A 1,127-nucleotide genomic window follows, 5' to 3' on the forward strand; every position below is an offset into this window, starting at 1 on the left:
CCCTCACCGGACGCGTGACCGGCGAGCGACACGGCGGTGCGCGACGCCCGGTGGCAGCCGGGGCGCAATCATGATCCGTGTGACTGAGCTCACATACCGCAAGTAGGCCGCCCCGCAAGGCCTCCACGCACGACACCAAAATTGAATCGTTCGTTTTCTTGAACCGATCGTGTTTGTGTGGCTAGGTTGGGCGCATGACCGCATCCGGGAACCCGACCACAGCCGAGGAGCTGCGTGGCGCCGGCCTGAGGGTGACCGCCGCCCGCGTCGCGCTGCTCGAGGCCGTGCGGGACGGTGACCACCTCGGCGCCGAGGCGATCGCCTACGAGGTGCGCGGCCGAGTGGGCCACATCTCCGTCCAGGCCGTCTACGAGGGGCTGCACGCACTCACCGCGGCAGGACTCATACGCCGCCTCGACCCACCCGGCAGCCCGGCCCTCTACGAGGGGCGGGTCGGCGACAACCACCACCACCTCCTGTGCCGGTCGTGCGGAGCCGTCGCCGACGTCGACTGCGCGGTCGGTCACGCCCCCTGCCTGACCGCGTCCGACGACCGCGGCTTCGCCGTCGACGAGGCCGAGGTCATCTACTGGGGCCTGTGCCCCGCCTGCTCCACCGCCCGCAGTACCTGAGCACGTGATTCCCCGAGCATTCCCGAGCACCTGACCCCTCGAGCGTTCCCGAGTACCTGGTCCACCCGAGCGTTCCCGAGCACGTGATCCCCCCGAGCACCGTGATCCACCCCGTCCGGAAGGATTTCCATGACTGAGAACCACGACGCGATCGTCACCGACCCGAAGTCGGAGGAGGCCGGAGGCGGTTGCCCCGTGGCCCACGGCCGCGCTCTGCACCCGACCCAGGGCGGTGGCAACCGCCAGTGGTGGCCCGAGCGGCTCAACCTGAAGATCCTCGCCAAGAACCCCGAGGTGGCCAACCCCCTCGGTGAGGACTTCGACTACGCCGCGGCGTTCCAGGCCCTCGACCTCGCGGCCGTGAAACGCGACATCGCCGAGGTGCTCACCACCTCGCAGGACTGGTGGCCGGCCGACTTCGGCAACTACGGCCCGCTGAGGGTCCGTATGGCCTGGCACAGCGCGGGCACCTACCGCATCAGCGACGGCCGCGGC

At 70.0% G+C, this 1,127-nt stretch carries 1 protein-coding gene and 1 pseudogene; both read left to right on the forward strand.

Annotation, left to right across the window (positions count from 1 at the left end):
* Positions 1 to 194: 194 nt before the first annotated feature.
* Entirely contained in the window at positions 195 to 632 is a 438-nt protein-coding gene (locus ABZ281_RS50205; RefSeq protein WP_356665604.1) for a Fur family transcriptional regulator, read from the forward strand.
* Between the two features lie 129 nt (positions 633 to 761).
* Positions 762 to 1,127 (forward strand): annotated as a pseudogene (locus ABZ281_RS50210) (catalase-peroxidase); the annotation flags it as partial.

This window comes from Streptomyces sp. NPDC006265 (assembly GCF_040613555.1).
GTDB lineage: Bacteria > Actinomycetota > Actinomycetes > Streptomycetales > Streptomycetaceae > Streptomyces.

Bases quoted from the DNA above. Each gene is read 5' to 3' on its own strand.
- ABZ281_RS50205 (WP_356665604.1), top strand. From the start codon at position 195: ATGACCGCATCCGGGAACCCGACCACAGCCGAGGAGCTGCGTGGCGCC.